Origin of the sequence: Pseudomonas sp. NPDC087803 (assembly GCF_044742995.1) — a bacterium.
In the GTDB taxonomy this organism is placed as follows: Bacteria; Pseudomonadota; Gammaproteobacteria; order Pseudomonadales; family Pseudomonadaceae; genus Aquipseudomonas.
This window is the reverse complement of record NZ_JBIUVO010000058.1, coordinates 1-23,453: the sequence shown is the minus strand read 5'-3', so window position 1 is coordinate 23,453 and position 23,453 is coordinate 1. Positions and strand designations below refer to the sequence as shown.

The 23,453-nt window shown below is 61.1% G+C and carries 25 protein-coding genes and 1 pseudogene; 12 read left to right on the top strand and 14 right to left on the bottom strand.

Annotation, left to right across the window (positions count from 1 at the left end; translation table 11 throughout):
• On the top strand, positions 1–473 hold a 473-nt coding region (locus tag ACIOUG_RS21870), incomplete at its 5' end, for a malate:quinone oxidoreductase (protein ID WP_401068602.1).
• 152 nt (positions 474–625) lie between these two features.
• Here the strand turns inward: ACIOUG_RS21870 and ACIOUG_RS21865 are convergent.
• Both ACIOUG_RS21865 and ACIOUG_RS21860 read right to left on the bottom strand, forming a co-directional pair.
• A complete protein-coding gene (locus tag ACIOUG_RS21865) occupies positions 626–1,057 on the bottom strand; it encodes a nuclear transport factor 2 family protein (protein ID WP_401068601.1) in 432 nt (143 codons plus the stop codon).
• Positions 1,058–1,285: 228 nt separating this feature from the next.
• Complete coding sequence (locus tag ACIOUG_RS21860; RefSeq protein ID WP_401068599.1) at positions 1,286–1,507, bottom strand: hypothetical protein; 222 nt, start codon at positions 1,505–1,507, stop codon at positions 1,286–1,288.
• Between the two features lie 27 nt (positions 1,508–1,534).
• Here ACIOUG_RS21860 and ACIOUG_RS21855 point away from each other — a divergent pair.
• A pseudogene (locus ACIOUG_RS21855) lies at positions 1,535–1,641 on the top strand (NUDIX hydrolase); the annotation flags it as partial.
• 159 nt (positions 1,642–1,800) lie between these two features.
• On the opposite strand, the gene ACIOUG_RS21850 reads toward ACIOUG_RS21855, so the two are convergent.
• Positions 1,801–2,574 (bottom strand): alpha/beta hydrolase, encoded by a 774-nt coding sequence (locus ACIOUG_RS21850; RefSeq protein ID WP_401068597.1) that lies wholly within the window; start codon positions 2,572–2,574, stop codon positions 1,801–1,803.
• A gap of 112 nt (positions 2,575–2,686) precedes the next feature.
• Between ACIOUG_RS21850 and ACIOUG_RS21845 the strand changes: the two genes are divergently transcribed.
• Positions 2,687–3,646 carry an aldo/keto reductase gene (locus ACIOUG_RS21845; protein WP_401068595.1) on the top strand — a complete coding sequence of 320 codons (960 nt, stop codon included), beginning with the start codon at positions 2,687–2,689 and terminating at the stop codon, positions 3,644–3,646.
• On the opposite strand, the gene ACIOUG_RS21840 is transcribed toward ACIOUG_RS21845, so the two are convergent.
• Positions 3,643–4,539, bottom strand: coding sequence for a LysR family transcriptional regulator (locus ACIOUG_RS21840; protein ID WP_401068594.1), 897 nt, complete (start codon positions 4,537–4,539; stop codon positions 3,643–3,645). The genes ACIOUG_RS21845 and ACIOUG_RS21840 overlap by 4 nt on opposite strands.
• Positions 4,540–4,687: 148 nt before the next feature.
• On the opposite strand from ACIOUG_RS21840, the gene ACIOUG_RS21835 reads away from it, so the two are divergent.
• Both ACIOUG_RS21835 and ACIOUG_RS21830 read left to right on the top strand, forming a co-directional pair.
• Positions 4,688–5,713: an NAD(P)-dependent alcohol dehydrogenase gene (locus ACIOUG_RS21835; protein ID WP_401068592.1), complete on the top strand. Its 1,026-nt coding sequence runs from the start codon at positions 4,688–4,690 to the stop codon at positions 5,711–5,713.
• 155 nt (positions 5,714–5,868) lie between these two features.
• Positions 5,869–7,065 carry an MFS transporter gene (locus ACIOUG_RS21830; protein ID WP_401068591.1) on the top strand — a complete coding sequence of 399 codons (1,197 nt, stop codon included), beginning with the start codon at positions 5,869–5,871 and terminating at the stop codon, positions 7,063–7,065.
• On the opposite strand, the gene ACIOUG_RS21825 is transcribed toward ACIOUG_RS21830, so the two are convergent.
• On the bottom strand, positions 7,062–7,955 hold the full coding sequence (locus ACIOUG_RS21825) for a LysR substrate-binding domain-containing protein (RefSeq protein WP_401068589.1): 894 nt from the start codon (positions 7,953–7,955) through the stop codon (positions 7,062–7,064). The two genes, ACIOUG_RS21830 and ACIOUG_RS21825, sit on opposite strands and share 4 nt — an antisense overlap.
• Positions 7,956–8,068: 113 nt before the next feature.
• Here ACIOUG_RS21825 and ACIOUG_RS21820 point away from each other — a divergent pair, with 113 nt between their 5' ends.
• The 3 genes from ACIOUG_RS21820 to ACIOUG_RS21810 all read left to right on the top strand — a co-directional run bounded on the left by ACIOUG_RS21820 (position 8,069) and on the right by ACIOUG_RS21810 (position 11,388).
• On the top strand, positions 8,069–9,469 hold the full coding sequence (locus ACIOUG_RS21820) for an amidohydrolase family protein (protein ID WP_401068587.1): 1,401 nt from the start codon (positions 8,069–8,071) through the stop codon (positions 9,467–9,469).
• A 13-nt stretch (positions 9,470–9,482) separates the two neighbouring features.
• The gene (locus ACIOUG_RS21815) at positions 9,483–9,962 is read left to right on the top strand and encodes a DMT family transporter (RefSeq protein ID WP_329698540.1); all 480 of its coding nucleotides are present in this window, start codon (positions 9,483–9,485) and stop codon (positions 9,960–9,962) included.
• 181 nt (positions 9,963–10,143) lie between these two features.
• On the top strand, positions 10,144–11,388 hold the full coding sequence (locus tag ACIOUG_RS21810; protein WP_401068614.1) for an OprD family porin: 1,245 nt from the start codon (positions 10,144–10,146) through the stop codon (positions 11,386–11,388).
• Between the two features lie 2 nt (positions 11,389–11,390).
• Here the strand turns inward: ACIOUG_RS21810 and ACIOUG_RS21805 are convergent, their stop codons facing one another.
• Positions 11,391–12,284 (bottom strand): LysR family transcriptional regulator, encoded by an 894-nt coding sequence (locus ACIOUG_RS21805; protein ID WP_401068585.1) that lies wholly within the window; start codon positions 12,282–12,284, stop codon positions 11,391–11,393.
• A gap of 213 nt (positions 12,285–12,497) precedes the next feature.
• On the opposite strand from ACIOUG_RS21805, the gene ACIOUG_RS21800 reads away from it, so the two are divergent.
• Positions 12,498–12,929, top strand: coding sequence for a cupin domain-containing protein (locus ACIOUG_RS21800; protein WP_401068583.1), 432 nt, complete (start codon positions 12,498–12,500; stop codon positions 12,927–12,929).
• An 87-nt stretch (positions 12,930–13,016) separates the two neighbouring features.
• On the opposite strand, the gene paoC is transcribed toward ACIOUG_RS21800, so the two are convergent.
• The 4 genes from paoC to ACIOUG_RS21780 all read right to left on the bottom strand — a co-directional run bounded on the left by paoC (position 13,017) and on the right by ACIOUG_RS21780 (position 17,313).
• A complete protein-coding gene (paoC, locus tag ACIOUG_RS21795; RefSeq protein ID WP_401068581.1) occupies positions 13,017–15,212 on the bottom strand; it encodes an aldehyde oxidoreductase molybdenum-binding subunit PaoC in 2,196 nt (731 codons plus the stop codon).
• Positions 15,209–16,165, bottom strand: a complete 957-nt coding sequence (locus ACIOUG_RS21790; RefSeq protein WP_401068580.1) for an FAD binding domain-containing protein — start codon at positions 16,163–16,165, stop codon at positions 15,209–15,211. The genes paoC and ACIOUG_RS21790 overlap by 4 nt, the downstream gene beginning before the upstream one ends.
• The gene (gene paoA / locus ACIOUG_RS21785; protein ID WP_401068578.1) at positions 16,162–16,785 is read right to left on the bottom strand and encodes an aldehyde dehydrogenase iron-sulfur subunit PaoA; all 624 of its coding nucleotides are present in this window, start codon (positions 16,783–16,785) and stop codon (positions 16,162–16,164) included. The genes ACIOUG_RS21790 and paoA overlap by 4 nt, the downstream gene beginning before the upstream one ends.
• A gap of 255 nt (positions 16,786–17,040) precedes the next feature.
• Positions 17,041–17,313, bottom strand: a complete 273-nt coding sequence (locus tag ACIOUG_RS21780; RefSeq protein ID WP_003226119.1) for a hypothetical protein — start codon at positions 17,311–17,313, stop codon at positions 17,041–17,043.
• A gap of 303 nt (positions 17,314–17,616) precedes the next feature.
• Between ACIOUG_RS21780 and ACIOUG_RS21775 the strand changes: the two genes are divergently transcribed.
• On the top strand, positions 17,617–18,696 hold the full coding sequence (locus tag ACIOUG_RS21775; protein WP_401068577.1) for a hypothetical protein: 1,080 nt from the start codon (positions 17,617–17,619) through the stop codon (positions 18,694–18,696).
• A gap of 2 nt (positions 18,697–18,698) precedes the next feature.
• The gene (locus ACIOUG_RS21770; RefSeq protein ID WP_401068575.1) at positions 18,699–19,052 is read left to right on the top strand and encodes a DUF1428 domain-containing protein; all 354 of its coding nucleotides are present in this window, start codon (positions 18,699–18,701) and stop codon (positions 19,050–19,052) included.
• Positions 19,053–19,438: 386 nt separating this feature from the next.
• On the opposite strand, the gene ACIOUG_RS21765 is transcribed toward ACIOUG_RS21770, so the two are convergent.
• Entirely contained in the window at positions 19,439–19,633 is a 195-nt protein-coding gene (locus ACIOUG_RS21765) for a hypothetical protein (RefSeq protein ID WP_401068573.1), read from the bottom strand.
• Positions 19,634–19,738: 105 nt separating this feature from the next.
• On the opposite strand from ACIOUG_RS21765, the gene thpR reads away from it, so the two are divergent.
• Complete coding sequence (gene thpR, locus ACIOUG_RS21760) at positions 19,739–20,278, top strand: RNA 2',3'-cyclic phosphodiesterase (protein ID WP_401068571.1); 540 nt, start codon at positions 19,739–19,741, stop codon at positions 20,276–20,278.
• A 226-nt stretch (positions 20,279–20,504) separates the two neighbouring features.
• Here the strand turns inward: thpR and ACIOUG_RS21755 are convergent, their stop codons facing one another.
• The 3 genes from ACIOUG_RS21755 to ACIOUG_RS21745 form a co-directional block, all read right to left on the bottom strand.
• Positions 20,505–21,602 (bottom strand): polyamine ABC transporter substrate-binding protein, encoded by a 1,098-nt coding sequence (locus tag ACIOUG_RS21755; protein WP_401068569.1) that lies wholly within the window; start codon positions 21,600–21,602, stop codon positions 20,505–20,507.
• 153 nt (positions 21,603–21,755) lie between these two features.
• Positions 21,756–22,631, bottom strand: coding sequence for an ABC transporter permease subunit (locus tag ACIOUG_RS21750; protein WP_401068567.1), 876 nt, complete (start codon positions 22,629–22,631; stop codon positions 21,756–21,758).
• Positions 22,628–23,453 (bottom strand): ABC transporter permease subunit (locus ACIOUG_RS21745; RefSeq protein WP_401068565.1); only part of this gene is annotated, 826 nt, incomplete at its 5' end. The genes ACIOUG_RS21745 and ACIOUG_RS21750, both read right to left, overlap by 4 nt.

Genomic DNA, 23,453 nt, shown 5'->3' with positions numbered 1-23,453 from the left:
AAGACCGCATGAACGCGCTGAAGGAATACTTCCCGAACGCCAAAGCCGAAGACTGGCGCCTGTGGCAAGCCGGCCAACGCGTGCAGATCATCAAGCGTGATGAAGCCGCTGGCGGCGTGCTGAAACTGGGCACCGAAATCGTTGCTGCACAAGACGGCTCCATCGCCGGCCTGCTGGGCGCATCGCCAGGCGCGTCGACCGCTGCACCGATCATGCTGAGCGTGCTGCAGAAAGTCTTCAAAGACAAAGTCGCGACCCCTGAGTGGCAAACCAAGCTGCACCAGATCGTGCCAAGCTACGGCACTCAGCTGAACAGCGATCCGGCCAAAGTGGCTGCTGAGTGGGCGTACACCGCGAAAATCCTCGAGCTGCCAACGCCTCCGGTGATTGGTCAGGCTGCTGCTCCGGCCGCACCTGCCGCTGAAAAAGCTGCAGCGCCGAAGGAAAATGCTGCACGTGACATGGCGCTGTAACTAGACGCCATTCGCACAAAAGCCCACTGAACCGGTAACGGTCAGTGGGCTTTTTTATGCCACCAATCCCCTGTAGGAGCTGCCGCAGGCTGCGATCTTTTGATCTTGTTTCTGAAAAATCAAAGTCAAAAGATCGCAGCCTGCGGCAGCTCCTACACAGGTTTCGTGTTTGCCAGATAGGCGCCGAGCCGCCGTCCCATCTCTTCGCCGAGGGCCTGCAACCCGCTCAACGGCCGCACCATCACCTCGAACTCGACAATCTTCCCGCTTTCATCAAAGCGAATCATGTCGATGCCCTTCAGCTCTTTCGTCCCCACTTTGGCGCTGAACTCCAGCACCACATTCAAACCATCGGCAGTCGCCAGTTCCCGGTGGTATTGGAAATCTTCAAACACGTTGAACACGGTGTTGAGGATCATCGTCACCACTTGCGCGCCGGGGTAGGGCGAGTGGGCCATGGGCGAGCGGAACACGGCATTGGCATCGAGCAGTTCGGGCAAGGCCTTGAGGTTGCCGGTGCGAATCATCTCGTGCCAGTGCTTCAGGGATTCGGCAGCGTTGGGTTGCAGCTTCAGGTCAGTCATTTGCACTCCAGGGCTTTTTCTTGTTGTTCGGGCGATGGCAGTGACTGTAGATCACCCGCAGCCATGGCAGTCTCCTGAATGTCACCTTATATAAATCCCTGCAGGAGCTGCCGCAGGCTGCGATCTTTCGATCCATTACAGAACAAAAATAAAAAGGTCGACCGATCGAGGCCCAAGCCTGCGGCAGGTCCTACAGGATCAGATGGCATCTGATACGCTTTTTTCATTTCAATCTGCCTCTGTAACCGGTTCAGTCAGACGCTCAGAATAGCCCGGCAGTTCGGTCACCCGCGGCAGTCCTTCATCCCGAAGCGCCCGGTGCACCGCAAGCTCAGTATTGAGGAGAGCAGCATGAACAAGATGGCGATTTTCCTGGGTGGATTTCTGGCATTGACCATTCTGATCGGAATGCTTGCGACGATTTCTCCGGTCTGAGGTGACCTGCTGCAATAGGCGTCTCCCGACGAGCAGCGCGCAATCTGTGTTTTTCACCACAACGGCAAAATTCTGGTTAACCCATTTCGTGACCCGGTCAGCCAGCAAATCTGTTTTGGCCTGTTGGCGGTGGTATTGAATTCGGCGAGACCCGTGCATTGAGTGCGCCGTTCCAAATAATCGATGTCGTCTCTACTGGCCTTTTCGCGAGCAAGCCCGCTCCCACAGTGGCTCAGCGTTAACCGGACAAAATGTGGGAGCGGGCTTGCTCGCGAAGGGGCCAGTCCAGACAACGCAATAACCGGCTATCAGCGATCAAGCACATCCCCCATCCACTGCAGATACTGCGCCCGCTCGGAAATCGAGTTGTGCCCCGCATCCGGCACCACCCGCAGCGTCGCCACGCCTTTGGGGAAACTCTGTAGCAGTCGCTGCGTGCTGTCCCGTGGAATCACTTCGTCATCGCTGGCCGCCAACAGCAACGTCGGCACGCGAATGTGCGCGGCATAGCGACCCGACTCGAAGCGATCCTTCAGTAGCCACTTCACCGGCACCCACGGGTACTGGCGGGCGGCGATGTCTTCAAGGCTGTTATACGGCGTCACCAGAATCAGCTGCGTCGCCGGGCGCTGACTCGCCAGCCGCACCGCCACTCCGGACCCCAAACTGCGGCCGATCACGGCAATCTGCGGATGGCTGGCGTACACCTGATCGAACAGTGCCAATGCATCTTCGGCAATCGCTTCCTCCGAGGGTGAGCCACCGCTGCCGCCGAAACCCCGGTAGTTCAGCAGAAACAGCGCGTATTCGGGAAAGGCCTCACTGAACGACGGCAGATTGCGCGACACATCCTCGGCATTGCCGCCAAAGTAGATCAGCGCTTTCGGCCCCGCATGTGCGCGCGTTGTCACCCACACATCGGCATCCGGCATCGCCAGTTTCAACCGCGAATCCGCCGTGGTGACAGCGCTCTCAGGCTGGGGGAAATAGATCAGCGAGCGCTGAAATACGAACAGCGCTGCGCACAGCAACAGGTAGAGGGCGATGAGCAAGGCGACGAGTGACATCAGTTTTCTGGACATTCGACTAACTTTAACCGGGCGCGGGTGTTCGCTGTCGCAGTGTAGTCCAGCGAATTGAGCCGGCAGCCGTCGCACACAACGTGCAACAGATTCACGCAGCAGGGGAACCCGCATGAACCACACTGAGGGTTGCTCCCGGCGCCGTTTGCTCACGCTGGCTGCCGGGGTTTCGGCGGTCCTGACCTTTGACCGGGCGTTGGCCACCGCCACGCCGCCGATTGCCACTTCGCCCAGCAAGGCAGGAGATCTGACCATGCAGACCCGCGCCATCCCTTCAAGCTCCGAGCTGTTGCCAATGGTCGGCCTGGGCACCTATCGCGGCTTCGACGTTGCGCCCGGCGACCCGGCCTATAAACAACTGCCGGCAGTGCTCGACGAGTTGTTCAAAAAGGGCGGCACGCTGATCGACAGCTCGCCGATGTATGGCCGCGCCGAGCAAACCACCGGCGAGTTGCTGTCGATCCACGAACCGCGCTCGCCGGCATTTCTGGCGACCAAGGTGTGGACACATGGGCGCGAGGAGGGCATCGCGCAGATGGAAAGATCCTTCAGCCTGCTGCGCACCGAACGCATCGACCTGATGCAGATTCACAACCTGCTGGACTGGCAGAGTCATCTGCCGATCCTGCGCGAGTGGAAAGCCGAGGGGCGCATCCGCTACATCGGCATCACTCATTACACGCCGTCGGCCTACGATGAAGTCGAAGCAGTGCTCAAGGCTGAACAATTCGATTTTCTGCAAATCAACTACGCCCTCGATGACCGTGGCGTGGAGAAACGCATTCTGCCGCTGTGCCGTGAACGCGGGGTCGCGGTGATCTGCAATCGGCCGTTCGGTGGTGGCGGCTTGCTGACGCGGCTCAAGGGCAAACCGTTGCCGGGCTGGGTCTCGGATGTGCAGGTCAACAGCTGGGCGCAATTGGCACTGAAGTTTTTGCTAGCGCATCCGGCGGTGACTTGCGTGATCCCCGGCACCGGCAATCCGCGTTATATGGCCGACAACGCCGGCGCCGGTTTCGGGCCGATGTTGACCGATGCGCAGCGGCATCAGTTGATTGCGCTTCTGGGCTAAGTCGGCGTCTGCTGCGGAAACAGATGCTCCTTGAGGAAGTCGATGAACACCCGCAGTTTCAGTTGTGGATGTTTGCCCGAGGGCCACATGATCCGATAGACGCCGGTTTCGGCGCAGTCCGGCAAAATTCGCTGCAAGTGCCCATCGGCCAAGGCCTCGCTGACGCAGAAGTCCGGTAGATAGGCAATGCCCAGGCCTTGCAGGGCAAAGCAGATCCGCGCTTCCAGGTTGTTGCAGACCATCGAGGTCGGCACCTGCAGATCGACTTCCTCGCCGGCTTCGCGCAACGGCCAGACCTGCAGTTTGCCGGTATTGGGAAAGCGAAACTGAATACACGAATGGCTGAGCAGGTCGGTGGCTTGCTGCGGTACGCCATGGGCCTGAAAGTAGAGCGGCGCCCCCACCAGAATCATCCGGTAACTGCCGATCAGGCGCGAGGTCAGGCTGGAGTCCGGGACATCACCCGCCCGCAACACCGCGTCGTAGCCTTCCTCGATCACCTCGACCCGGCGATCATCGAACGTCAGGTCGAGATCCACCGCCGGATAGGTTTTCTTGAACCGTGCCAGCACCGGTAAAAACGGCTCACCCACCAGCGGCAAACTGATCTTCAGACGCCCGCGCGGGGTGGCGTTGGTCTGGGAAAACTCCATTTCTGCTGCTTCGATCTCGGCGAGGATGCGCAAACTGCGCTCGAGAAACCGTGAGCCGTCCTCGGTCAGCGTGATGCTGCGCGTGCTGCGATTGAACAGGCGCACGCCAAAGCGTTCTTCCAGGCGCACGATGCTTTTGCCAATCGCCGAAGCCGACACCCCGAGCAGGCGCCCACTGGCGACAAAGCTGCGGGTATCCGCCACCGACACAAACACATTCAACGCATTCAGGCTGTCCATTACGACTCTCGATTTCACTGGTGGGGTTCAATTTACCTTAGTCATTGCGGAACAAAACGTCCGTATATAAAGGAGTGGCGACCCACTTAATCCGCGAGCGGGATGGCTTCTATCATCGGCGCCATAGTCCTCTACCGAGATTATCGTCATGTCCGACATTATGCAGCGCTGGGAAATTTCCGCGTTTGGCCTCGCCAACCTCAGCCAGGTCCAGGCCCCGCGACCAACTCCACAAGCCGGGGAAATCCTGGTCAAGATCGATGCGGTTTCGCTCAACTATCGTGATACCCAAGTCGCGGAAAACGGCATGACCGCGGCGTTGAAGTTTCCCTTCACGCCGGCCTCGGACATGGCCGGTACCGTGGTCGCGGTCGGCGAGGGCGTCACGCGCTTTCAGAGTGGCGACAAAGTCATCTCCACCTACATTACCAACTGGATCGACGGCAATCCGAAAACCTGGGCCGAGATGCCGACCCAGGGTGGGCCGATTCCCGGCATGTTGGCGCAGTACGTCGCCACGCCGGCTGACTGGTGCGTGCGCGCGCCGAAAAACCTCAGTGCGGTTGAGGCCAGCACACTGCCGATCGCCGCATTGACCGCGTGGATGGCGCTGATCGAATTGGGCCATCTGCACGCCGGGCAGACCGTGGTGGTGCAGGGCACCGGCGGGGTTTCGCTATTCGCCGTGCAACTGGCGGCCGCCAGTGGCGCCAAGGTCATCGTCACCAGCAGCAGCGACGACAAGATCGCCCAAGCCATCGCGCTGGGCGCGACCCACGGCATCAATCGCACCAGTACACCGGATTGGCACAACGCTGTGCTGGAACTGACCGACGGACGCGGCGCCGACCACATTCTGGAGATGGCCGGCGGCGACAACCTCGGGCGCTCTTTGCAGGCCGTGGTGCCTGGAGGTCGGGTGTCGATCATCGGCCTGCTCGATTCTGACGAGTTGCGCACGCCGATCATGCCGCTGCTCGGCAGCCGCGCCTCAATCGTTGCGGTGGCGGTTGGCCCGCGTCGGGCGCTGGAAGACATGGTGCGGATGATCGATCACCACGGGATCAAACCGGTGATCGATGCGACTTACGCCTTTGATCAGGTGACCGAGGCCTTCGCCCATCTCGATCGCGGGGCGTTCGGCAAGGTTGTGGTCGATTTCAACAAGGCCTGAGTGCAACACATCTCAACTGTGGGAGCGGGCTTGCCCGCGAAGAGGGAGGGTCAGTCGGCAACACTGTCGCTGACCCACCGCATTCGCGGGCAAGCCCGCTCCCACAGGGTTTTGTGTTGTTCGGTAGATTTTCTTTCCTGATGTGATGAGTGTTTATGAACCGTTCCCCCCATCCCATGTCCGTCATGCCCTTCATCATTCTGGGCCTGTTTGGGCTGTACACCCTGGAACTCGGCGTGGTCGGCATCCTGCCGCTGATCGTCGAGCGTTTCGGTGTCAGTGTCGCCCAGGCCGGTTTGCTGATGAGCCTGTTCGCGTTCATCGTCGCGCTGTCCGGACCGTTTCTGGTGCTGGTGTTCTCGCGGTTCGACCGCAAGAAAGTGCTGGTCGGTGCGTTGTTGTGTTTTTCCGTCAGCAGCGTGCTGTCCGCTTATGCGCCGAACTATTCGACGCTGATGGCGCTGCGCATCGTCCCGGCGATGTTGCACCCGGTGTTTTTCTCGGCGGCATTTGCTGCGGCGATTTCGCTGTACCCCAAGGAGCGCGCGACCCACGCGACCACGGTTGCCTTCATCGGCACCACCCTCGGGCTGGTGTTTGGCGTGCCGATCACCGCGTGGGTCGCCGGGCGGTTTTCCTATGAGGCGTCGATTCTGTTCTGCGCTGTCGCGACGTTGCTCGCCGGGCTCGGGTTGCTGCTCAAGTTGCCTCGGCAGACCGCTGCACCGGAGAGCTTCGCGAGTCAGCTGTCGATCCTGAAAAAGCCGCCGGTGTGGCTGGCGATCATCGCCACGGTGCTGGTGTTCACCACCAAGTTTGCGGTGTACAGCTACGCCGCCGAATACCTGAAAAACCAGACCGGGCTGGACGGTGAAACCATCAGTTTCCTGTTGGTGGTTTTCGGTGTCGGCGGGGTGCTGGGCAATCTGTTGGCCGGGCGCGCCCTGGCCACGCATCTGGTGGCGACCGCGTTGCTGTTTCCGATTCTGCTGAGTATCGCCTACCTGATTCTGGCGCTGTTCGGCAGTGCGTCGCTGGGCTCGATGTTGCTGATCGTGCTGCTGTGGGGCGCGATTCACACCAGTGGCATGATCATCACCCAGATGTGGCTGACCAGCGCCGCGCCCGAGGCGCATTCGTTCGCCACCAGCCTGTATGTGTCGGCGGCGAATGCCGGGATAGCCCTCGGTTCGTGGATCGGTGGGGTGTTCATCAACACCTGGGGCCTGCCGGGGACGATCTGGTGCGGGTTGCTGTTTGCGCTGCTGTCGTTGCTGACGATTGGCGCCAAGGCCATGTTCTATGGCGGTCGCGAAGAGCGCCCGAACCTGAGCGGGGCCAGTGTCGCCTAGTGCGCCTTGCGCAGGGCGCCGATAAAGGCTTGTAACGCTGACGACATCTGGCGATTGCTCGGGTAATACAGGTAGAACGCGGGGAAGGGTGTCGACCACTCTTCCAGCAGCGCCACCAGTGCACCGCTGTCGAGTTCGTCCTTGATCCACTCACGGATCCACACCGTGATACCCAGCCCATCCAGCGCCGATTGCATGGCAACGGCGCAATCGCTGACCACCAGTGAGCCTTTCACGCTCAATTCAAACGGTAAGCCGTCGCGAAAGAATCGCCACTTGTACAGCCCTGATTCGCCGGAGCGCCGCCAGTTTACGCAGCGGTGATCCAGCAGATCGGCCGGCTCGTGCGGACGAGGTTTGCCTTGCAGGTAGTCGGGCGAGGCGATGGCGATCTGCGTCAACGGTTCGCTGAGCTTGAGCGCAACCATGTCCTGCTCGATGAACTCACCCAGACGAATCGCCGCGTCGTAGCCTTGGGCGACGATGTCGGCGGTGCTGTCGTCGGTGGTCAGTTCGAGTTTGATGTCCGGGTAGGTCGCTTGAAATGCCGGCAGGATCGGCTGGATGAAGTGCAGCATCGCCACCTGCGGCGCGCAGATGCGCAGGGTGCCGACCGGTGTGTCGCGGTAGTCGTTGAGTTGTTCCAGCGCTGCGTCCAGATCGGCAAAGATCTCGCCCAGGCGTTCGAACAATTTACTCCCGGCCTCGGTGGTCGACACGCTGCGTGTGGTGCGATTGAGCAGGCGTACGCCCAGACGCTCTTCCAGACCCTTGATGGTCTGGCTCAGTGCCGACGCTGAAACCCCTAGCGCTTGGGCGGCGCGGGAGAAATTGCGCTCGCGGGCGACGGCAAAAAACGCCCTGAGATGGCCGAACTCTTGATCGCGCATTATGTATGCCCAGCTTCACAATGTTTGTAGATGTTTTGGCATTCTAAATAAAGCTTCCGGGTCAGACAATGCGACTACAGGCCAATGCGCCGACAGTCACCCTGGAGCCCACCATGTCTTTCAATGCTCATTTCGATGTTTTGACTTCCGCGCTCAAACCGTTGCCCGATGCTCAACGCTTGCTGCTGATCAAGGGCGGCACCCTGGTCACCCAGGACGACCGCCTGGGCAATTTCATTGAAGGCGATGTGCTGATTCGTGGCACCGAAATCGTCGAGGTCGGCGTGGGACTCAATGCTCCCGACGCTGAAGTCGTCGACGCCAAAGGCATGATCGTGATTCCCGGCATGGTCGATACCCATCGCCACGCGTGGGAAGGTCAGTTGCGCCGGATCAACCCGAACTCGCCGACGCTTGAAGACTACTGCAACGCCACGCATTTCTCCTTTGCCAAATACTACCGCCCACAAGACATGTACGTCGGCAACCTGCTGACCGCGCTGGGTGCGATCAACGCCGGCATCACCACCATTATCGACAACTCGCACAACGCCCGCAGCGGCGCGCATTCCGATGCGGCCATCGACGCTTTGCACGACGCCGGCATCCGCGCGGTGCATGCGCCGGGTGCGCCGTTGTCCGGTGAGTGGGAGTCCACGCAGTGGCCGGGTGATCTGCGCCGTATCAAAGACAAGTACGCCGGTGCGCCCGACTCGCTGGTGACCCTGGCGATGATGGCGCAACTCGACCGCGAACAATGGGTGGTCGCCCGTGAACTGGGCCTGAACATCGTCACCGAGTTCTTCGGCGCCGGCATGGCGGCCGAGCTGGATGCGCTGCACGAAGAAGGCCTGCTGGGCCCGGACAATATTTTCAACCACTGCACCTGCCTGCCGGATCACGGCTGGTCGATCCTGCGTCACGCCGGGGTCAAGGTGAACGTCTGCCCGCGCTCCGACGCGCACTACGGGCTTGAAGACGGTGTGTTCGCCTGGCAGAAAGCCGTCGATCACGGCATGCGTCCGGGCCTGAGCGTCGACAACGAAAGCTCTTACGGCGGCGACATGTTCGGTGAAATGCGCGTGGCGTTTTACCTGCAACGGGCGGCGGCGCACAGCGCGCGTTTCCACGGCCAGCCAGCGCCGGAACTGGTCAGCGCCGCGCAGTTGCTCAAAGCCGCCACCCTTGATGGCGCCGCATGCGCCGGGCTCGAGGCGCGCATCGGCAGCATCACTCCGGGCAAGCAGGCCGACATTGTGTTGATCCGCACCGACAACCTCAGCGTCTACCCGTCGAACAACGCGCTGGGTACGGTGGTGCATGCCGCCGAACGTGGCGATATCGACACCGTGATCATCGCCGGGCGCATTCGCAAACAGGCGGGTGTGGTGCTGGGCGTGGATCGCGAACAACTGAACCGGGCCACGGAAGAGTCGCGCAGCTACCTGTTCAATGCCGCCGGTTACAGCCCTGATGCTTTCGCGGAGCACTTCGCCCCGCTGCATGCCCACTGAGAGGTGCACGGTCATGATCCTGATTTCCTTTGCCCTGGCCTTGCTGGCCGGTGTGGCGATTGCCGTGCAAGCGGCGGTTAACAGTCAATTGGCCGGGGCCATGACCGGCAACACGCTGGCAGCGGCGTTCTATTCGTTTCTCAGCGGCATGCTGGTGCTGGGTGCACTGGCGTGGCTGCGCGGTGGTCTGGGTGATGCGCTGAGTGTGATCCCGGCACAACCCGGCTGGCGTCTGGTCGGTGGTGTGCTCGGCGCCGGGGCGATTTTCTGCACCGTGTGGCTGGCGCCGCGCATCGGTCTGGCGAACCTGCTGGTGCTGGTGATCGCCGGGCAGTTGCTGTCGTCGGTGGCGATCGATCACTTCGGCTGGCTGGGCGCTGTGGTGCGTCCGGCGGCGTCGATCAAGATCGCCGGCGCCGTGGTGGTACTGCTGGGCGTGGCGCTGACGCTGTTTGGTGAGCGCCTGATCGCGATGCTCGCCCGGTCTTTCTGACCCGCGAATCTGCCCATGTGGAAGCGGGCTTGTTCGCGACAGCGGTGTATCAGGCAATGAAAGTGCCGGATGTGCTGACGCCTTCGCGAGCAAGCCCGCTCCCACAGGGGATACGGGTTTGCCTGAGTCTTCTACGAACAACTTCATAGGTGTCGCCGTGACTGCATTCATTCATTCGGGGATGCGCAATGGATTGTCGACCCTGGCCGGCGCATTGCTGCTGGCAAGTTTCAGCAACGGAGCTCACGCGGATTTTTTCTCCGACTCTCATGCGTCGTTCGAAACCCGCAATGTTTACTTTAATCGGGATTTCCGCGACGGGCCGTCAACCCTGCAATCGAAACGCGAGGAGTGGGCGCAGGGCCTGATGCTCAAGTTCGAGTCCGGGTATACGCCGGGGCTGGTGGGGTTCGGGGTCGACCTGCTGGGCATGGTTGGCGTGCGGCTGGATTCCAGTCCCGATCGCGCCGGCAGCGGTTTGTTGCCGGTGCGCAGCGATGGGCACGCAGCCAGCGACTACGGGAAATTGGGGGTGACGGCCAAGGTCAAAATCGCCAAAACCGAGTTGAAGGCCGGGTCGTTGATTCCGGTCCTGCCGACACTGCGCCCGCAGGACGGAATGATCCTGCCGCAGTCGTTTCGGGGTGCGATGGTGGTCTCACAGGATCTGCCGGGTGTGGTGCTGACGGCGGGGCAACTGGATCGGGTCAAGGGTCGCAATGACACCAGCTACGAGCCGATTGCGCTGAACAACAAGAACAACCGCTTCGTCACCAACGCTCAGGGCGCGCACCTGAATCTGGTCGGCGTGGATCGCCAGGTGAACGACAACCTCAAGGTCAGTTATCACTACGTGTCGCTGAGCGATGTCTATGATCAACACTTCGTCGGCCTCACCGATACGCGGCCCATGGCCGGCGGCACGGTGAGCAGCGACCTGCGGTTTTTCTCCAGCGAGAGTCAGGGCGCGGCGAAGGCCGGCAAGATCCGCAATCAGTCGCTCAACGGCCTGATCGGTTATGCCGCGGGCGGGCACAAGGTCAGCGTCGGCTATCAGGCGATGCTCGGCGACAGCGCGTTTCCCTATGTCGAAGGCAGCGATGCTTACCTGGTCAACTATGCGCAGATCGGCGACTTTGCCGAAGCGAAAGAGCGCTCGTGGCAAGTGCGTTATGACTTCGATTTCGAGCGCTTGGGCATTCCCGGCCTGACCTTCATGAGCCGCTACATCGATGCCGATCATGCGCAAGTGGCCGGCAAGACCGGCCAGGAGTGGGAACGCAATACCGAGGTGAAATACGTGATTCAGAGCGGCACGTTCAAGGACGTTGCCTTGCGTTTGCGTAACGCGACTTATCGCTCGTCGTTCAGTCGCGATGCCGATGAAACCCGGATCCTCATCACCTATACCAAAGCGCTGTGGTGAACTCAGCCGCGATACCGCAACGCCTCCACCAACAACGCAAACGCCGGCGCCGCCTGCCGTCGGCTCGGGTAGTACAGGTGATAACCGGCAAACGTCGGGTACCAGTCTGCCAGTACTTGCAGCAGGCGGCCGTCGGCCAGAAACGGCGCGACGATATTTTCCGGGATGTAGCTCAGACCGAAGCCATCGAGTGCGGCGTCGAGCAGCGGGTAGACGCCGTTCAGCGTGACTTGCCCGGACACCCGCACCTTGAGGCTTTCGCCGTCCCTCTCGAACTCCCAGGTGTACAGCCCGCCGTTGGTGGGCAGGCGCAGGTTGTTGCAGGCGTGGGCGGTCAGGTCTCGCGGGGTTTGCGGCTTTTCACGTTTGGCGAAATAGGCCGGCGAGCCGACCACCGCCATGCGCATGTCGGGGCCGATGCGGGTGGCGATCATGCCTTGCGCGACGTCCTCGCCCAGGCGCACGCCGGCATCGAAGCCTTGCCCGGCGATGTCGACGAAGCCGTAGTCGCAGCACACCTCTACGGCAATGTCCGGGTATTTGGGCAGAAACTCCTTGAGCACCGGGCGCAGCAGCCAGTTCAGTGAATGATCGGTGGCGCTGATGCGGATCCGGCCGGCCGGGGTTTCGCGCAGGTTGCTCAGGGCCGCCAGTTCCACTTCAATTTCTTCGAAGCGCGGGCCGATGGTCTGCAGCAAATGCTCGCCGGCCTCGGTTGGGGAGACGCTGCGCGTGGTGCGGGTCAGCAGGCGCAGGCCCAGGCGCGCTTCAAGGGCGCGGATGGTATGGCTGAGCGCCGATTGCGAGACGCCGAGTTTGGCCGCCGCTTTAGTGAAACTGCGCTCGCGGGCCACGGCGAGGAAGGCGAGCAGGTCACTGGCGTTTTCTCGAAGCATTAATGAGTTTCCTGCATAAGTTTTTTCGAATTCTAGTCGATTATCTGAACAGTACGGCTCGGTAAAGTGCCGCAAGTTCCCTGTAGGAGCTGCCGCAGGCTGCGATCTTTTGATGTTGTTTTTGAAGATCAAAGATCAAAGATCAAAAGATCAAAAGATCGCAGCCTGCGGCAGCTCCTACAGGGAGATTCTGTATAAATCTGGAGTCTTGTGATGAATTCAATTGCTGATACTGAGCACGCCCCGGGGGTAACTGTTACTACAAATGGTTCGCAGCCCTCGGCCAAAGGCCCGGCAGATTGGTTCACCGGTATCGTGCGCGTCGATGCGCCGTTCAAGGGCAGCGATGCCGCGCGTGTCAGCGGTGCCACGGTGACTTTCGAGCCGGGTGCGCGAACGGCGTGGCACACCCATCCGTTGGGTCAGACGTTGATCGTCACCGCTGGTTCAGGTTTTGTGCAGGAGTGGGGGCAACCGGTTCGCGAGATCCGTCCCGGCGATACCGTGTGGATTGCGCCGAATGTGAAGCACTGGCATGGCGCCGCGCCGACCACGGCGATGACGCACATCGCGATTGCCGAAGTGCTCGATGGCAGTGTGGTGGAGTGGCTGGAGCAGGTGAGTGCGGCACAGTACCCGAACTGATCTGTGTAGGAGCTGCCGCAGGCTGCGATCTTCTAAGATCAAAAGATCGCAGCCTGCGGCAGCTCCTACAGGGGGGTGGTTTGACTATCAGATCATCTCCGGCAAGGAAGAGAGGATTTTGTCGAGGGTGATCGGATACTCGCGCACCCGCGCCCCGGTGGCGTTGTAGATCGCATTCGCCACCGCCGCACTCACACCGCAAATTCCCAGTTCACCCACACCCTTGGCTTTCATCGGCGATGAAATCGGATCGGTTTCGTCGAGGAAAATCACCTCCTGATGCGGGATGTCGGCATGCACCGGCACCTCGTATCCGGCGAGGTCATGATTGACGAAAAAGCCCAGCCGTTTGTCCACCGCCAGCTCCTCCATCAACGCCGCACCGACGCCCATGGTCATCGCGCCGATCACCTGGCTGCGCGCGGCTTTCGGGTTGAGAATCCGTCCCGCCGCGCACACTGCGAGCATGCGTCGCACGCGGACTTCACCGGTAGCAGCATCCACCGCCACTTCGACGAAATGCGCACCGAAAGTCGACTGCTGATACTGCTTGGCAAGGTCGGCGAATTCGATGCTGTCCTCCGCCTCTACGGCGCCATTTTTTGCGGCGTCATGCAGCGGCAGGGTTTTGCCTCCGGTGCGTACCTGACCATCAGCGAACTCGACTTCATCACCACTCATGCCCAGCTTTTTTGCCACCGCTTCGCGCAGTTTCATGCACGCGGCGTAGACCCCGGCGGTCGAGCAGTTGGCGCCGAACTGGCCGCCGGAGCCGGAGGATACCGGGAAGGTTGAATCCCCCAGATGCACGCTGACGTCCCCCAGTTCCACGCCCATCATCTCGGCGGCGGTCTGTGCAATGATCGTGTAGCTGCCGGTGCCGATATCGGTCATGTCGGTTTCCACCGTGACCTTGCCATCGTGCTCCAGCCGCACCCGCGCGCCGGACTTGAGCAGCAGGTTGTTGCGGATCGCCGCCGCGACGCCCATGCCGATCAACCAGCGACCTTCGCGACGGCTGCCGGGTGTCGCGTTGCGCTGGTTCCAGCCGAATTTTTCCGCGCCAGTCTGCAGGCATTCGATCAGTCGCCGCTGGGAGAACGGCCGCTCGGTTTTCACCGGATCGACCTGCGTGTCGTTGAGGATGCGGAACTGCACCGGGTCGAGCTTGAGCTGCTCGGCCATTTCGTCCATGGCGATTTCCAGCGCCATCAGCCCTGGGGCTTCACCCGGCGCACGCATGGAATTGCCTTCGGGCAGATCCAGTGGCGCCCGGCGCATGGTCACTCGGCGGTTCTCGGCGGCATAGAGCAACTGACTCGGCTGCGCGGCGACTTCGACCTTGCCGTCCTTGAGGTTGCCGGACCAGCCTTCGTGGGCGATGGCGCTGAGCTTGCCGTCCGCCGTCGCGCCCATCCGAATGCGCTGGATCGTGGCCGGGCGGTGGGTGGTGTTGTTGGCCATTTGCGGGCGGGCGAGGGCGACTTTCACCGGGCGATTGGCCAGTCGCGCACCAAGCGCGGCGAGGATCGCGTCGGCGCGAATGAACAGTTTGCCGCCGAAGCCGCCGCCAATGTACGGCGAGATCAGGCGCACGTTTTCCTTGGGCAGGCCGAGGGTGGTGGCGATGTCGCCGACGCTCCAGGCGATCATCTGGTTGGAGGTCCACAGGGTCAGATGATCACCTTTCCATGCAGCCAATGTTGCGTGCGGTTCCATCATCGCGTGGGACTGGTCGGGTGTGGTGTAGGTCTGGTCGAACTGCACCGGCGCGGCGGCGAAAGCCGAGTCGAAATCGCCGTGGGTGACGTCGGGCAACTCGTCGTCTTCGACACCCTGGTCGCGCACGTTGGCCAGCTCGAATTCGCCTTTGGCCGTGATGTAATCGACCTTGACCAGTTGCGCTGCGGCGCGGGCCTGTTCGAAGGTTTCGGCGACCACCAGTGCCACAGCCTGGTGATAGTGCTGCACTTCGGTCCCCGTCAGCAGCGGTGCCGAGTTGTATTTGCCCTTGCCGAGTTTGCCGGCGTTAGCGGCGGTGACGATGGCCAGCACGCCGGGCGCGGCTTCGGCGGCATCGAGATCGATGTGGCTGATGCGGCCTTTGGCGATGGCCGAGCCGACCATGAAACCGTAAGCCTGATTCGCCACGGCCTCGTGCTGTTCGTAGGCATAAGGTGCCTGGCCGCTGGTCTTCAGCGGGCCTTCGACGCGGTCGGTGGGTTTACCGATCACCTTCAACTGGTCGATCGGGTTGGTGGTGGCGGGCGTGTCGAACTTCATGCTTGATCCCTCGCTTGCGCCAACACCGAACCGAGCGTGCGCTCGACCAGGGTCAGTTTGAATTGGTTGTCATGGGTCGGCGTGGCGCCGTCGAGCAGGCGTTCGCTGACGGCTTTTGCGCCTTGCGGCAGCAGGGCTTCGGCAGCCTCTACCCGCCACGGTTTCGGCGCGATGCCACCGACCGCCACGCGGCCGCTGCCGTCCTTGTGCAGAATCAGACCGACCGACACCAGCGCAAAGGCATAGGACGAGCGATCCCGCACCTTGTGATAAATGTGCGTGCCTCCAACCGGGGCGGGCAGGGTTACCGAAGTGATGAACTCGCCAGGCGTGAGGCTGGTTTCGATGTTCGGCGTGTTGCCCGGCAACTGATGGAAATCGGCGATGGCGATGCTGCGCGTGCTGCCGTCGGGTTTGACCGTTTCAATCTGTGCATCGAGGGCGCGCATCGCAATCGCCATGTCGCTCGGGTGTGTGGCGATGCAGGCGTCGCTGACGCCGATCAATCCCAGTTGCCGACTGACTCCGCCAATCGCCGCACAGCCACTGCCGGGCTGGCGTTTGTTGCAGGCCTGATTGACGTCATAGAAGTACGGGCAACGGGTGCGTTGCAGCAGGTTGCCGGCGGTGCTCGCCATGTTGCGCAACTGGCCAGAGGCACCGGCGAGCAAAGCGCGGGAGAGCAGGGCGTAGTCCTTGCGCACGCGGCTGTCGGCGGCCAGATCGGTGTTGCGCACCAGTGCGCCGATGCGCAATCCGCCTTCAGGTGTGGCTTCGATTTGATCAAGGCCCAGATGGTTGATGTCGATCAGGTGCAGCGGGGTTTCGATGTCGAGTTTCATCAGGTCCAGCAGGTTGGTGCCACCGGCGATGAACTTCGCACCTTCGACCTGCGCCGCCTGTGCTGCGGCTGCGGCGGGGGAGTCGGCGCGGCTGTAATTGAACGCTCTCATGCCGGCACCTCCGCGACTTCAGTTATGGCTTCGATGATGTTCGAGTAGGCGCCGCAACGGCAGATGTTGCCGCTCATGCGCTCCTGGAATTCGCTGGCGATCAGTTGTGGAGCTTCGGTCAGGCTCGGGCTGACGTGGCTGGGAATGCCCTCGCGAATTTCCTTGAGCACTGACACCGCCGAGCAGATCTGCCCCGGCGTGCAATAGCCGCACTGGTAACCATCGTGCTTGATGAACGCGGCCTGCATCGGGTGCAAGTTGTCGGGCATGCCGAGGCCTTCGATGGTGGTGATCTCGCTGCCTTCGTGCATTACGGCGAGGGTCAGGCAGGCATTGATTCGGCGGCCGTCGGCGATCACCGTGCAGGCGCCGCACTGGCCGTGATCGCAGCCTTTTTTGCTGCCGGTCAGATGCAGGTGCTCGCGCAGGGCGTCGAGCAGGGTGGTGCGGTTGTCGACTTCAAGGGCTTGGGGTTTACCGTTGACGTTGATCGTCACTTTGGCCATGGCCGGTTGCTCCAGATTGGCCGCGTAGGCCTTGAGGCTGATAAAAGGCGGCATGGCAAAGGCCACAGCGGTTACGGCGCCCAGGATCAGGAATTTGCGTCTGGAAATCGTCATGTATCGATTCCTCTCTATCAGGCGGCAGGGTTTCGAATGACCCAAACGGGCGCGCCGGCATGGATGCCAGTCTCATCTCAAGACTGACCCATGATCAGAGGGAAAGGTTTTTGCGGATTTGCGCTATAGAGTTATGCGCAGGATTCATCAATGCCTGGCTGTGCAGGAGCCGCCGGAGGCTGCGATCTTTTGCTCTTGAAGAGCAAAAGATCGCCCGAACACGGCCCGAGCCTTCGGCACCTCTTTCAGGGGGGATTAAAAGTGAGCGCTCGCCCGGACGCTGGAATGCGCAGGCGCGGTGGCCTCGAGGTCCAGCAAATGGGTGGCGAGTATGTCGCTCAGAAAGCGGAACTGATCGTTGATGCCGACCACTTCATTGCTGAAGTGATTGCTCGCGGCGGGCATCAGCACATCGTCGAAATCTTCGTTGAACAGCAGCGCCTGGGTCTTGCGCGATACGACCTGCTGGTCGTAATAGTTGCTGCCGAACACCGGGAAGCTCACGGAGAGGGTGATGGTGCGAATCATGATGGGTACTCCTCGTTGCGTCTCGGATGGGTGAATCGTGCCTTCGCCGGGCGGCGGGCGGAAGGCAATAGTGGCGATGGTGAATATCGACGGTGTTGATGGTTGAGAGCGGGGGTGGATTGACTGGCCTCTTCGCTGGCAAGCCAGCTCCCACAGGTTTTTCGGGAGTTCATTGGCTTCATGTTCACTGAAGGACTCTGTGGGAGCTGGCTTGCCAGCGATGGCGCCGGTACAGCCAACATCCTCGGAAACTGACACACCTATACTCAATGCTGTCTCCCTCCATTCAAGGACTTCACCACCGTGAACCTGCGTGCGCTGCTCGTCGCCGCACTGTTGCTGCTGGCCGGCTGTGCCTCCTCGGCCCGCGCTCCGGTGGCGCCGCCGGCCGTGGTGGTTTCGCCCGCGACCTGGCAGCAGATCGACCGCGACATCGTCAGCGCCTCGCAGCAATCCACCGAGCAAGTCAGGGTGTTTGCCCGGGGTTCGATGGAACATTGGCGTATTCGCGTCTATGAGCAAACTGAAGAAAATTTCATTCCGTGGTTCAGCAGCTACTGGACCCAGGAATGGCTGTCGATGAAAGTCAGCTGGTACACGATCAGCGCCAGCGGCGAACAGGATGCGTCGACTAAGCGCCTGGCGACCTATCTGCTTGAGCAGTATCAGAAAAGAGTGCTGGCGCCAGTGGCCGTGGAGATCGATCCAGACGCGATTCTCAGTCAGGCCACGGCGTTTTATGCGCAGATGATGGCGCAGCAGATGCCACTCATCGCCCAGCGTTACGGCGTGCCGGTGGCCCAGCTCTACGGGCACTTGCAGAAGATTCCGGCCATCGCCCTCGGGCCGCCGCCGACGCGGGATGCTTCGCTGTATCAGATCGTCAGTACCGAACCGCTGAACACCTTGCCGGCGTATGCCGCGTTGATCGACAAGATCCACACCGAGGGCGGCAGCAAGGGCATCGCCTCGACCGACGCCGGCATGGCGCCCGTGGCCAAGCGCGCGAGCCAGCGAATGGAGGCGGAAATGGCTCCGCGCGGCGCGGCCAGTGCGGTGGCGGCTGCGGCCGGCAAGTTGGTCGGCGGGGTGATCTCGATCGGCGTGGCGGGTATCCGCGCGATCATCCAGGCCGGTGATCGGCCTGACAGCGAAGCGCTGATTCGCAGCAGCCTGGGCAGCACGTTCGACAAGGCTTGGCTAAAACTGCTGCAGAACCCGACCACCGGGGTGATGGCCGGTACGCTGCATATCGCCGGGCAGGTCGAGGGCAGCCTTGGCGGCGCGGAGCAACCGTCGGTCGGGCAGGGTGTGAATCGTGTCGAATGGCAGCCGCCGCAATCGACTACTCAGCAGATCGAACCCACCGTACAAGGAGAATGAACATGTCCTACATCGATATCTTTGTCGCGCCCGTGCCTGCCGCTCATCGTGAGCAATACAAAAAGCATTGTCTGATCGCGGCGCAACTGTTCAAGGAATACGGCGCCCTGAGCGTGGTGGAATGCTGGGGCGATGACGTGCCGGACGGCAAGCTCACCTCGTTTCCGATGGCGGTAAAACTCAAGGAAGGTGAAACCGTGGCGTCAGGCTGGCTGATCTGGCCAGACAAAGCCACCCGCGATGCTGGCATGGCGAAAATGATGGAAGACCCGCGCATGAAACCTGACGTCAATCCGATGCCGTTTGACGGGCAGCGGATGATCTATGGCGGTTTCACCAACCTCCTCGAACCCTGAAGCCCAGCGCCAATCCATGGTGGGAGCCAGCCTGCTGGCGATGGCGGTGTGTCAGTCAGCGAATTTGTAATATGTGCCGGCCTCTTCGCGGGCAAGCCACGCTCCCACAGGGTTTTGCGGATGGCGACGATCGTTGGCACGCCACAAAACCAGTGTGGGAGCGGGCTTGCTCGCGAAAGCGGTGTGTCAGGCAATGTGCGGCTGAATGTGCGGACGCTTCGCGGGCAAGCCACGCTCCCACAGGGTTTTGCGGATGGCGACGATCGTTGGCATGCCACAAAACCAGTGTGGGAGCGGGCTTGCTCGCGAAAGCGTCAACACAGCCCATATCTTCATGGCTGACCCACCGCTTTCGCGAGCAGGCTCGCTCCCACATGGGATGGTGATCATTCTGGGGAGGGGGTGATCCGGCAGCTTTTGCGGTTGCGGATTTGTTCTTCCGTTGGCCGCTCGTGGACGAATTCGAAACGCGGTTCACCCTCGCTGTAATGCACCAGCCAGCCCCATTCCAGCTCGGTTTCATCCTGCCCGGGGTTGGGTGGTCTGGCCCACCATGGTTCTTTGCTGAGGATCTCGCGCATGGCGACCTCCGGTTCGATGGCAATCCTTGAACTATAGACGGGTGTCGCCAGTCGTCAGAGAAGGCTGTGTAGAATCGGCCGATCGACGAGCGAAGGAGTAGGGCCATGACCGATGATGCGCGCAGGGATGAACCGTTCAAGCGACTGTTTTTCGCCCTCGACTGCCCGCCGCCCCAACGCAAGGCCATCGCTCAGTGGCGCGCCGATCTGGGTTTGCGCTCCGGCAAAGCGGTGCCTGCGGATAACTTCCACCTGACGCTGCTGTTTCTCGGAGCGGTGCCGTTGGCGCAGATAGGTAAGGTGTGTGAGGCCGCAGACAAAGTGCGCACTCCAGGCGAAGCGCTGCGGATTGCGCTGGATCGGCTGCAGGTCTGGCACAAGGCAGGGGTGTTGTCGCTGGCGCCTGAACAGGCTCCGCAAGCGTTGTTGCGGTTGGTCTATGCGCTGGAGCAGGCCATGTTGCCGTTCGGCTTTGAAGAGGCGAATCGCGAGTATAGGCCCCACCTGACATTGGCTCGGGATTTTCGCGCGCAGGCGCCGGAATCGACCACGCCGCCGGAGTTCTTCCTGCGTGCCGAGCGCTTTGCCTTGTTCGAATCGCACAAGGGCCGCTACCGGATTCTGCAGGATTGGCCGCTGATTTGAGCCACAAAAAAAGGCGCCCGAGGGCGCCTGAAGTTCACCTGAGCCGAGGGAGCCAGGTGAGGCCGTTCATTGCAGGGTGCAGCGGTGGTAAGGCGCTGCGTGAACGGAAAAGCTACGCCACATCCCCGTGTAGGAGCTGCCGCAGGCTGCGATCTTTTGATCTGCTTCTAAAAAACAAAGTCAAAAGATCGCAGCCTGCGGCAGCTCCTACAGGGGGGAGTGTCAGTTATTTACCGAGCTTCACCCGGGTCCAGCCGCGGGTCATGATCCGCTGGGTGGCAATCGGTTGATCCGGCACCGCATACAACGTCGCCATCACCGCTTGCGACGGGTACGAACCCGGGTCGTTGCGGATCGCTTCATCCACCAGCGGCGTGGCCGCCGAGTTGGCGTTGCTGTAGCCGTTGCTGTTGGTGATCTCGGCGATGATGTCCGGGCGCATCAGGAAGTTCATGAACAGGTAGGCGTTATCGACGTTCGCCGCATCGCGCGGGATCGCGACCATGTCGTAGAAACTGCCGGCGCCTTCCTTAGGAATGCTGTAGTCGATCTGCACCTTGTTGCCGGCTTCCACCGCGCGGGCCTTGGCCTGCAGCACGTCGCCGGAGTAACCGACCGCCACGCAGATATTGCCGTTGGCCAGGTCCGAGATGTACTTCGAGGAATGGAAGTACGCCACGTACGGGCGGATCTTCATGAACAGCGCTTCGGCTTCGAGGATGTGCGCCTTGTCCTTGTCGTTCACCGGGTAGCCCAGGTAGTGCAGGGCGGCCGGGATCATTTCGGTCGGCGAGTCGAGGAAGCTGATGCCGCAGGCTTTCAGCTTCTCGGCGTTCTCCGGCTTGAACAGCAAGTCCCAGGAGTTGGTCGGGGCCTTGGCGCCGAGCACTTCCTTGACCTTGTCAGGGTTGTAGCCGATGCCGATCGAGCCCCACATGTACGGGAACGCATGGGCGTTGTCCGGATCACTGGCGGCAGCGTTTTTCAGCAGCACCGGGTTGAGATTTTTCCAGTTCGACAGTTTCGATTTGTCGAGCGGCTGATAGACCCCGGCCTTGATCTGCTTGGCCAGGAAACTGTTGGACGGCACGACGATGTCGTAGCCGGATTTGCCCGCCAGTAAACGCGCCTCAAGGGTCTCGTTGCTGTCGAACACGTCGTAGGTCACCTGGATGCCGGTCTCGTCTTCGAACTTCTTGACGGTGTCCGGCGCGATGTAATCGGACCAGTTGTAAACACGCAGCACCTTGTCGTTGGCCTGGACGCCCGTGGCGATTGCGCCCATTAAGGACAGTGTCAGCAGAGTCCTGCCAAACATTTTCATCGGTGAAACTCCATTCTTTTTATTCAAAAACACACATCTGAAACTTGATCGACAAGCGCCTTTCTGTAGGAGCTGTCGAGTGAAACGAGGCTGCGATCTTTTGATCCTCAAGAGCAAAGTCAAAAGATCGCAGCGTGCCGCAGCTCCTACCGGTCAAGCAGTGGCTGCGGTGCGCTGAGGCTGCCACGCCTCGTTCGCCGTCTGATCCATCGCTTCCTGAATCGCCTTCTTGCGGTTGGCTTCTGCCTTGCGGCCGAAGTACCAGACCAGGAAGGTCACCAGCGACACCGCCAGCAGAATCAGGCTAGCCACGGCGTTGATCTCAGGCTTCACGCCCAGGCGCACCGCCGAGAACACTTCCATCGGCAGCGTGGTCGAGCCCGGGCCGGAAACGAAGCTCGCCAGTACCAGATCGTCCAGCGACAGGGCGAACGACATCATCCCGCCCGCTGCCAGCGACGGCGCGATCATTGGAATGGTGATCAGGAAAAACACCTTGAACGGCTTGGCCCCCAGATCCATCGCGGCTTCTTCGATCGACAGATCCAGTTCACGCAGGCGGGCGGAGACTACCACCGCCACATAGGCGGCACAAAACGTGGTGTGGGCGATCCAGATCGTGACGATGCCACGCTCCTGCGGCCAGCCGATCAACTGCGCCATCGCCACGAACAGCAGCAACAGCGACAGACCGGTGATCACCTCGGGCATCACCAGTGGTGCGGTGACCAGACCGCCAAACAGCGTGCGACCCTTGAAACGCGTCACCCGCGTCAGGACGAAGGCGGCGAGGGTGCCCAGCGCCACCGCAGCAATCGCGGTGTAGCAAGCGATTTCCAGCGAGCGCACCACCGAGCCCATCAGTTGCGTGTTGTCGAGCAGGCCGACGTACCACTTCACCGACCAGCCGCCCCACACCGTTACCAGTTTCGAGGCGTTGAACGAGTAGATCACCAGAATCAGCATCGGCAGATAAATGAACATCAGGCCGAAGATCAACATGAACTTGGAAAAACCGAAGCGTTTCATCCCCGTGCCTCCATCTCTTTGGCCTGGCTGCGGTTGAACAGCAGAATCGGCACAATCAGGATCAACAGCATCACCACCGCCAGCGCAGACGCCACCGGCCAGTCGCGGTTATTGAAGAACTCTTGCCACAGCACGCGACCGATCATCAGCGTCTCCGGGCCACCCAGCAGTTCCGGGATCACGAACTCACCGACCACCGGAATGAACACCAGCATGCAGCCGGCGATGATCCCGTTCTTGGCCAGCGGCACAGTGATTTTCCAGAAGTTGTTGAAGTTGCTCGACCCCAGATCCGACGCGGCTTCCAACAGGCTGCCGTCGTGCTTCACCAGGTTGGCGTACAGCGGCAACACCATGAATGGCAGGTACGCATACACCACGCCGATGTACACCGCAGTGTTGGTGTTGAGGATCTCGATCGGGTGATCGGTGAGCCCGGTCCACATCAGAAATGCGTTGAGCAGACCGTTGTTGCTGAGGATGCCCATCCACGCGTAAACGCGGATCAGGATCGCGGTCCAGGTCGGCATCATGATCAACAGCAGCAGGACGTTTTGCGCTTCCTTGCTCGCCTTGGTGATTGCGTAGGCCATCGGGAAACCGATCACCAGGCACATCATCGTGCTCAGTGCCGCAACCTTCAGCGAACCGAGGTAGGCCGACAGGTACAGCTCGTCTTCGCCGAGCATGGTGTAGTTGCCGATGTTCAGCATCAGCTGGAATTTCTGTTCGGCGTAGGTGTAGATCTCCGAGTAAGGCGGGATCGACAGCGCGGCTTCCGAGAAGCTGATCTTCATCACCAGGTAGTACGGCAGCATGAAG

Coding starts and splice junctions, on each gene's coding strand:
- ACIOUG_RS21865 (WP_401068601.1), bottom strand. CDS start 1,057: ATGACTGACCTGAAGCTGCAACCCAACGCTGCCGAATCCCTGAAGCAC.
- ACIOUG_RS21850 (WP_401068597.1), bottom strand. CDS start 2,574: ATGTCCAGAAAACTGATGTCACTCGTCGCCTTGCTCATCGCCCTCTAC.
- ACIOUG_RS21845 (WP_401068595.1), top strand. CDS start 2,687: ATGAACCACACTGAGGGTTGCTCCCGGCGCCGTTTGCTCACGCTGGCT.
- ACIOUG_RS21840 (WP_401068594.1), bottom strand. CDS start 4,539: ATGGACAGCCTGAATGCGTTGAATGTGTTTGTGTCGGTGGCGGATACC.
- ACIOUG_RS21835 (WP_401068592.1), top strand. CDS start 4,688: ATGTCCGACATTATGCAGCGCTGGGAAATTTCCGCGTTTGGCCTCGCC.
- ACIOUG_RS21830 (WP_401068591.1), top strand. CDS start 5,869: ATGAACCGTTCCCCCCATCCCATGTCCGTCATGCCCTTCATCATTCTG.
- ACIOUG_RS21825 (WP_401068589.1), bottom strand. CDS start 7,955: ATGCGCGATCAAGAGTTCGGCCATCTCAGGGCGTTTTTTGCCGTCGCC.
- ACIOUG_RS21820 (WP_401068587.1), top strand. CDS start 8,069: ATGTCTTTCAATGCTCATTTCGATGTTTTGACTTCCGCGCTCAAACCG.
- ACIOUG_RS21815 (WP_329698540.1), top strand. CDS start 9,483: ATGATCCTGATTTCCTTTGCCCTGGCCTTGCTGGCCGGTGTGGCGATT.
- ACIOUG_RS21810 (WP_401068614.1), top strand. CDS start 10,144: ATGCGCAATGGATTGTCGACCCTGGCCGGCGCATTGCTGCTGGCAAGT.
- ACIOUG_RS21805 (WP_401068585.1), bottom strand. CDS start 12,284: ATGCTTCGAGAAAACGCCAGTGACCTGCTCGCCTTCCTCGCCGTGGCC.
- ACIOUG_RS21800 (WP_401068583.1), top strand. CDS start 12,498: ATGAATTCAATTGCTGATACTGAGCACGCCCCGGGGGTAACTGTTACT.
- paoC (WP_401068581.1), bottom strand. CDS start 15,212: ATGAAGTTCGACACGCCCGCCACCACCAACCCGATCGACCAGTTGAAG.
- ACIOUG_RS21790 (WP_401068580.1), bottom strand. CDS start 16,165: ATGAGAGCGTTCAATTACAGCCGCGCCGACTCCCCCGCCGCAGCCGCA.
- paoA (WP_401068578.1), bottom strand. CDS start 16,785: ATGACGATTTCCAGACGCAAATTCCTGATCCTGGGCGCCGTAACCGCT.
- ACIOUG_RS21780 (WP_003226119.1), bottom strand. CDS start 17,313: ATGATTCGCACCATCACCCTCTCCGTGAGCTTCCCGGTGTTCGGCAGC.
- ACIOUG_RS21770 (WP_401068575.1), top strand. CDS start 18,699: ATGTCCTACATCGATATCTTTGTCGCGCCCGTGCCTGCCGCTCATCGT.
- ACIOUG_RS21765 (WP_401068573.1), bottom strand. CDS start 19,633: ATGCGCGAGATCCTCAGCAAAGAACCATGGTGGGCCAGACCACCCAAC.
- thpR (WP_401068571.1), top strand. CDS start 19,739: ATGACCGATGATGCGCGCAGGGATGAACCGTTCAAGCGACTGTTTTTC.
- ACIOUG_RS21755 (WP_401068569.1), bottom strand. CDS start 21,602: ATGAAAATGTTTGGCAGGACTCTGCTGACACTGTCCTTAATGGGCGCA.
- ACIOUG_RS21750 (WP_401068567.1), bottom strand. CDS start 22,631: ATGAAACGCTTCGGTTTTTCCAAGTTCATGTTGATCTTCGGCCTGATG.